The organism is Moraxella sp. CTOTU47616 (genome assembly GCF_032017465.1).
Lineage (GTDB): Bacteria > Pseudomonadota > Gammaproteobacteria > Pseudomonadales > Moraxellaceae > Faucicola > Faucicola tetraodonis.
On record NZ_DALZPU010000004.1, the window covers coordinates 264,804 to 272,618 of the forward strand.

General features: G+C 42.7%; 4 protein-coding genes. All 4 read left to right on the forward strand.

Annotated features, from left to right (window positions below; translation table 11 throughout):
* Positions 1-59: 59 nt before the first annotated feature.
* The 4 genes from RTS10_RS06920 (at position 60) to RTS10_RS06935 (ending at position 7,498) form a co-directional block, all read left to right on the forward strand.
* Positions 60-1,754, forward strand: coding sequence for a multidrug ABC transporter permease/ATP-binding protein (locus RTS10_RS06920; protein WP_312539732.1), 1,695 nt, complete (start codon positions 60-62; stop codon positions 1,752-1,754).
* Between the two features lie 136 nt (positions 1,755-1,890).
* Positions 1,891-4,023 (forward strand): TonB-dependent siderophore receptor, encoded by a 2,133-nt coding sequence (locus RTS10_RS06925; RefSeq protein ID WP_312539733.1) that lies wholly within the window; start codon positions 1,891-1,893, stop codon positions 4,021-4,023.
* 77 nt (positions 4,024-4,100) lie between these two features.
* Positions 4,101-5,195, forward strand: a complete 1,095-nt coding sequence (locus RTS10_RS06930; protein ID WP_312539735.1) for an SIP domain-containing protein — start codon at positions 4,101-4,103, stop codon at positions 5,193-5,195.
* A 206-nt stretch (positions 5,196-5,401) separates the two neighbouring features.
* Entirely contained in the window at positions 5,402-7,498 is a 2,097-nt protein-coding gene (locus RTS10_RS06935; RefSeq protein ID WP_312539736.1) for a bifunctional 2',3'-cyclic-nucleotide 2'-phosphodiesterase/3'-nucleotidase, read from the forward strand.
* Positions 7,499-7,815 lie beyond the last annotated feature (317 nt).

Here is a 7,815-nt window from a genome sequence, read left to right on the forward strand (position 1 = left end):
TTGCTTTGTCCGATTTTTATTTGAGACTGCCTAAAAAATAAAAGCTAAACAGGAAATACATGTTCCCTACTACCATGCCCCTTATGACCCTTATCTGGCAACAGCACCGTATTGCCTTTACCAAAGTCATCTTGCTCAATCTGCTTAATGCCTTGGTGAATGTCGCTATTATCGCCTTTATTAACCGTTTTTTAATCGCAGCAGTCGGCACTGATAATCCCCTCTTAGGCAGTTGGCAGATATTAGCGGTATTTTTGGTAGCGATTATGGGTTTATTAGCGACAACGTTTATGTCACAGCTTGCCTTGACTAAGTTAGGGCATCGCTTTGTGTTTGAATTACGTTCGCAACTGATAAAACGTATCTTAGACACTGCAATCGCCCAAATCGAAAAAATCGGTAGTGCCAAGCTGTTAGCCAGCTTAACTACCGATGTGCAGTCGATTACCGTGGCGTTTGTACGCTTGCCTGAGCTGGTGCAAGGGGTGATTATCTGCACAGCGACCGCGGTTTATTTGGGGTTTTTATCTCTGCCAATGCTGCTTGTGGTCATGGGGTGTATTACGCTGACCATTTTTATCAGCAGTAAACTCGTGGGTCATGTGTATGCCCATTTAGCCACATTACGAGAGATCAATGACGCACTGTATCAAGATTATCAAGCGGTGATTGATGGAAGAAAAGAACTTGCCTTAAATCGCGAACGTGCCAAACGCCTATTTACTAATGATTATCAACGCCACGCAAGCGACTATTTCAAGCATATTGTCAAAGCCGATACTTTTCATCTGTCAGCCGTAAGCTGGTCAAATATTATGATGTTTGCCGTAATTGGGGTGATTTATGCCCTAGCCAATATTTATCATTGGGTAGATACCGCCACCGCTACTACGTTTGCCCTCACCGTATTATTTATCCAGTCGCCTCTACTGATGGCGATTGGGGCATTTCCCACCGTGCAAACGGCTAAAGTTGCCTTGGAAAAAATACAATCCTTACAGCTTGCCGACTATAGCCCAGATTTTGATACCCAAATTTTAACCCCCAATTGGCAAGTCATTACTTTTAAAAATATAAATTATCACTATGACAATAGCACAAATTTTGGCTTAAAACATATCAACTTTACGTTAAAACGGGGCGAAGTGGTGTTCTTAATTGGCGCCAATGGTAGCGGAAAATCGACACTTGCCAAGCTCATCACAGGGTTATATCAGCCTAAACTTGCGGAAAACACGGGTATTTTTATCGATAATCAGCCTGTCGCCTCAGAACATTACCCCCATTATCGCCAGTTATTTTCAGCGATTTATAGCGATTTTTATCTGTTTAAAACCGTGATGGGAAACGCACAAAATGCGCCCAATGCTGAGTTAATCGATAATTGGCTTGATATCTTAGCCATCAAAGAAAAAGTCAGCGTCACCGATAACCAATTTAGCGCCACTGAGCTTTCGCAGGGGCAGCGCAAACGCCTTGCCATGCTGCTTGCTGTCGCCGAAGAAAAGTCTATTTTACTGCTTGATGAATGGGCTGCCGACCAAGACCCTGCCTATCGCCGTGTGTTTTATCACACTATTATTCCCATGTTGCAAAAAATGGGCAAAACGCTGTTTATTATCAGTCATGATGACAGCTATTTTGAAAAGGCGGATAGATTGTTGATGATGAAAAATGGCGAACTCAGCGAGCTGACCGGTTTGCAACGCGAAAAAGCCAGTCTAGATGCCATTACAGTGATTGGTGAGCATTAAGAATCTATATGATCTGCCCTAAAACCAATGAAAGCGGATTAAATATAATTGCAAATGAGAATAATTATTGTTATTATTTTCATTAATTTTAACATACTGTAAATTTCTGTAATTATTTATTAGGGCGGGGTCACTTATGCGTTTATCTTTTTTATCAGTAGCAATACGGGCTAGTTTAGCGGTGGGTATTAGCCATGTTTTTACCAGTCAAGTGATGGCAGACGTTGCAGCCAATAGCGAAGATGCACCAGAAACCACATTAGATACCTTGGTCATTCGTAGTGATGCTTACCGCACTACCGCTACCAAGACCGCCCTTGACCCCGAAAAAACCCCCATGAGTTATTCTCGTATCGAGCAAGAGACATTGCGGCAACGCCAAGCAGACAGTGTCGCGAGTGCGCTGCGTTATGAGCCAGGTGTCAGTAGCGAAAGTCGTGGGACGGTTGGCATTTTTGATGAATATACCCTGCGTGGTTTTAAGAATTATTCTAACTTTTATGACGGAATACGGCTGCCGTATGATGGAACTTGGAATTTAATGCCCCAAGTCGATGCCTATGCTACCGAAGCTGTGGAAGTACTCAAGGGACCTGCTTCGTCACTGTACGGCTATAACGAGCCGGGCGGCATGGTCAATCAAATCGCCAAAACCCCAAAAAATACCCCCGAAAACGAAATCAGACTACGGGCAGGCACCAATAATCTTAAAGAAATCGCCATTGACAGCACAGGTCCTATTAACGATAGCACCAATTATCGCATGGTGGCATTAGCCCGTGAAAAAGACGGACAAATGCAAACGACCGAAGAAAAACGGGTACTAATTAATCCATCTATCGAATACAAACCGAGCAACAATATCTCGGTGCTTGCCAATTTGTATTATCAAGATGACCCTCATCAAGTCCCTTCTACCCCACTACCAAGCGTTGGCACAGTCTATAAAGCCAGTTATGGTAAGTTAGACGCGGATGCCTACGCCGGCGATAAATGGAATGATTTTAGTAAAAAAGTCTTTATGCCAAGCGAGACCATCAACTGGAAAATCAATGATTTGTTAACCTTTAAACATACCTTGCGTTATACCGATGCCGATGCCCAACAAAAAAACACCTACCATCAAGGCTTTAGCGAGGGCTCAGACAGCCAGCTGATACGCACCGCCTACACGACCGATGAAAAGATGACCAACTGGGCAACCGATAACCAATTGGCTTATAATCTGATTACCGATAATACCTCGCATAATTTATTATTGGGCGTGGACTATCAAAAAACTGACAGCACCGCTAAGTACGCAGACGCCATGTACAATGGCATACCCATCATCGATTTAAGCGATCCTGATTATGATTTATTTAGCAAAACTGCCCTTAGTTTGACAGGCTATCAACAAACCGATGATATTGAGCAAAGTCAATTCGGCGTTTATCTACAAGATGAAATGCAATGGAACAAGCTTACTGTGGTCGCAGGGTTGCGCCATGATGACTATAAAAGCACCACCAAAACCACTGCCACAGGTAGCGATGCAAAAACCACCGTCAACGAAGCCAAGCAAACATCTGGGCGATTGTCAGCCCTGTATCAACTTGACAATGGGTTTGCCCCCTATGTCAGCTACGCTCAGTCATTTCAACCATTATTGGGCATCAACTATATTACAGGTGAAGCCTTTAAACCCACCACCGCCAACCAAGTTGAAGTCGGCATAAAATACAGCTCGCCAGATAAAGCCACCAAGGCTACGCTGTCTGCCTACGATATCACGCGCAAAAATGACAAGGTCACTGCCATCGACTGGACCAAACAAACCCAAACAGGTGAAACCACATCAAAAGGTTTTGAAATTTCTGCCGATCATCGTTTCAACGATTGGCTCAATGTGGGTGTCGGCTATGGTTATGTCGATGCCGAAATCACCAAGGATGAGTTTAATCCCCAATTGGTTGGCAATACCCCGCAACAAATTGCCAAGCACAACGCCACACTGTGGGCAAGTATGAAACCCAACGCCAAAACCGCGGTGGAAATGGGTGTGCGACACATCGCTGGGATGCAGATTGATAGAGAGAACTCAGATACTTTGCCAAGCGTCACCTTGGTCGATTTGGCTGGCAGTTATCAAATTAACCCCATGTTCGATGTGGGCTTGACTGTCAGTAACTTGTTTGACAAAACCTACGTGGGTAGTTGTTATAACCGCAACAATTGCTGGATGGGCGCAGAGCGACAAGCCAGTGTTAGCTTAACCGCGAAGTTTTAATCAGGTTCATAAATTTAAACAAAGGACTTGTGATTGCAAGTTCTTTCCTTATCGCCCTTTAACAAAAATTACATGCTATGCACCCAGAAAATCTGACTTTATTTGATGACCCCGAAATTGCCGACATCATCGATCACATCAACGAAGACCACGGCGATGATATGAAGCACATGGCGTTAGGCTTGCTAAATTTAACCAAGGTTCAGCAAAAAACCTTGAAAAATGCGACCTTACGCCAAATCTATCAACAAGGCTTACTGTTGGATTTGCAATTTACGCAAAGCGAGCCGCACTTAGACAATCAGCTTTTGGCATTTAGTGAGCCGACCCAAACCCTTGAAAAATTCAACGACCAATATGTCGCCTTATTGCAGCGCAGTGACCGCAAACAAGGTAAAAAAACCATTGACATTAAGCAGCGTCAATTTTGTCTGCAAAGCGTGGAAGCGGTTAGTCACCATATGTATCGTTTGACAGTGCAAACAGATAGCGATTTATCCAATTTACCGGCAGGTTATGCGTTTTTGTTTGATGTCAAACTACCCGACACCGACCTAAAAAAACACCCCCGCCCCTACCGCTATTATACGCTTCGCAAGGCATGGAAAACCGTGAATGAAAATGGTGAAACGCAAAACCTTGCTTGGATAGATATCTATTGTCATGGAGAAAAAAACGGTGAAATCAGTCTTGGCGAAACCTGGGTAAAATCGTTAAAAACAGGCGATGTTTTTACCAGTGAGCGAGAATTCCCCGAAAAAATCGATCATCTCGGTGTTAATCAGCCACAGGGACAAAGTCTATTAATCGCTGATGAAACCTCACTACCGACCGTAGCCAGACTGTTAGAGCAGTCGCCAATGACCGAGCAGACAATACCGCCGATTGTACTTACCTTTTTGCAAAGCCCGCTAGATTTGGCTTATTTAGAAGACGTTTTAGCCCAGTATCCTGCAACGGTGTTGCCAATTGTGGCGAATGATAACCAACTGCCCCATAAGCAGATTTTTACGACCCTACAAGATTTTTTACAACAACATCCTCGCCAAATTGACCACATCTGGGGTGGTCTTGAAGCGACAACAACGAAAAAGCTGCGTTTGCTATTGGATGAGTTATTACAGTTAAGTCGCGATAATAGCGTACTAAAAGTGTATTGGCGAGCAAGCTAAGGGTTATCCTAGAATTGGGCAGACTATCAAATGCGTCTTTGGGTGCGTGGTCATAACAATTGATTGTTTGCGGGGTCGCTTGACGGTAGGCGGCGGGCGGCGAATTTTATGAACCCCTAGCTATTCATCATTTTGTCACGCAACCTTTCTATGATATTTCACAAATTTATCAACGCTCTTATTTGAGCCTAATTTAGTGAGCGATCATGAACTATAAGACCCATCATTATAAAAACCATCATTATAAAAACCATCATTATAAGAATACGCAAATCAAGCGCATTTGCCTCACCACATCCATGATTGTAGCAAGCATGTCACTTGTTGCTTGTAATAACAATGATAATGATAGTAATGACCCTAAACCACAGCAAATCGCTACCAATACGAACCTTAACTTTACTATTCTTGAAACGTCAGATTTGCATAATAATGTCATGAGTTATGATTATTACAAGTTGACAGAAGACAAAAGTTTTGGGCTTGAGCGAACCGCAACGCTTATTAATAACGCTCGTAGTGAATCTGCCAATAATATCTTGCTAGATAACGGTGATACCATTCAAGGTAGTGCTTTAGGTGACTATCAAGCAACGGTGAACCCTGTCAAATGCGACGAAACACTGGGCATTTATAAGGTTATGAATGACCTAAAGTATGATGCAGGTACGATTGGTAACCATGAATTCAACTATGGGTTGAACTATCTTAATCAAATTACAGGCAGTCAGTTTAATGTTGATGGCATAACCGCAAGTGCCAGTGCTTGTAAAGGACCTAACTTCCCCTTGGTTTTATCCAATGTCATTAGCGCTCGCAATAATCAGCCACTGTTTAAGCCTTATAAAATCATTACCAAAACCTTTACGGCAACCACACCAGATGGTAAGACGGTTACCGTACCGCTAAAAATTGGTATCATTGGCTTTACCACACCCGGTATTATGCAATGGGACAAAAAATGGCTAGACGGCAAAGTCACCACCGCCGGTGCAAAAGAAATGGCAGAAAAATACGTGCCACAAATGAAAAGTGAAGGTGCAGATGTCATTGTCGCCTTGTCGCATGGGGGTATTGATACCTCACCATACAGCCCAACGATGGAAAACGCCAGTTGGCATCTATCGCAAGTGGCAGGTATTGATGCGATTTTGATGGGACACACACATCAAGTGTTTCCTGATGCTAATAGCAAAGACACCCGCCTAGACCAAGCAGGTATTGATAAAGTTAATGGCTTATTAAACAACGTCCCTGCTGTCATGCCAAGTTTTTGGGGCAAAGGGTTAGGCGTCATCAAATTGAATTTAACCTTTGATGGTCAAAAATGGGTCGTCAATAAAAACAATACCAAAGTGGAAGTGCGTACTATCCAAAATGCTGATAAAACTTTTGTCGCAGCTAACCCGCGAGTGGCTCAGTTAATTCAGGCAGAACATAATGCCACTATTAATTATGTCAAAACCCCAATCGGTACATCCGATTTCTCAATGACTTCTTACTTTGCTGATGTGGGTGATGTGTCAGCGATTCAAGTGGTCAACCAAGCCCAAGCCAATTATATCAGCGATTACATTAATGCCAATTTGCCACAATATAAAGATGTCCCTGTCTTATCGGTGAGTGCCCCATTTAAAAGCGGATTTGCAGGGGGTTCAGATTATACGGATGTCGCTCAAGGCAATATTGCTATTAACAATGCGGCTGATTTATACCTGTATCCAAATACCGTGTTTGCAGTAAAAATACAAGGCAGTGATATCAAAAAATGGCTAGAGAATTCTGCCAAACGCTTTAATCAAATAAACCCAAGCCTTACTACGCCACAAGCGTTAATCAGCACTTTTCCTGGGTATAACTTTGATATGTTTACCTCACCCGATGTGCAATATGAGATTGATGTGACTAAACCTGTCGGTAGCCGTATCCAAAACTTAACCTACAAAGGCAAGCCGATTGAAGAAAACGCACCATTTATCATCGCAACCAATAACTATCGTGCATCAGGTCTAAAGGAGTACTACAGCATTAATAGTACCAATGTAGTTGAATCACCGGATGCCAATCGTGATGTGCTGATTAACTACATCAAAGCGGCTAAGAATTTATCTTTAACCAATAATGGTAGCAGTCGTAGCTGGCGGTTTGTCAAAGTGAAAACAGCGGGTCCTGTAACCTTTAAATCGAGTGCAAACAAAATTGACTTTGCCCAAAAAGCAGGACTAACCAATATTAGCGTCGTAAATAATGACGACGGTTCAAATAAAGGCTTGGCAGATTATGCGATAGATTTATCAAAATAATCGCCAAAAAACTTGTATTTTATTTATTTTTAAAAGTGTGGTAGTTGCCACACTTTTTCTATTTTATCAAGCGTTCAAAGGTACATCGGACAAGCTTTGTAATGTCATCCATCTTAAGCTTATACCGGATTTTACGACACTTCTGTTTTGTTGTTTGGTTTGCATAAAGGTTGTGTCTCAGCATTTTAGGTTTCCGACAATACCCTATATCAAACGTCTTGAGAATTCCAAAGACCAAAACCCCCCCCTTACTGATGTAAGGGGGGGGGTGATTTGGAATAGGGAGCTGACGATGACCTACTCTCACATGGGCGAAC

Excerpts from the sequence above, each read along its gene's own strand:
- RTS10_RS06920 (WP_312539732.1), top strand. The coding sequence starts at position 60 with ATGTTCCCTACTACCATGCCCCTTATGACCCTTATCTGGCAACAGCAC.
- RTS10_RS06935 (WP_312539736.1), top strand. The coding sequence starts at position 5,402 with ATGAACTATAAGACCCATCATTATAAAAACCATCATTATAAAAACCAT.
- RTS10_RS06930 (WP_312539735.1), top strand. The coding sequence starts at position 4,101 with ATGCACCCAGAAAATCTGACTTTATTTGATGACCCCGAAATTGCCGAC.
- RTS10_RS06925 (WP_312539733.1), top strand. The coding sequence starts at position 1,891 with ATGCGTTTATCTTTTTTATCAGTAGCAATACGGGCTAGTTTAGCGGTG.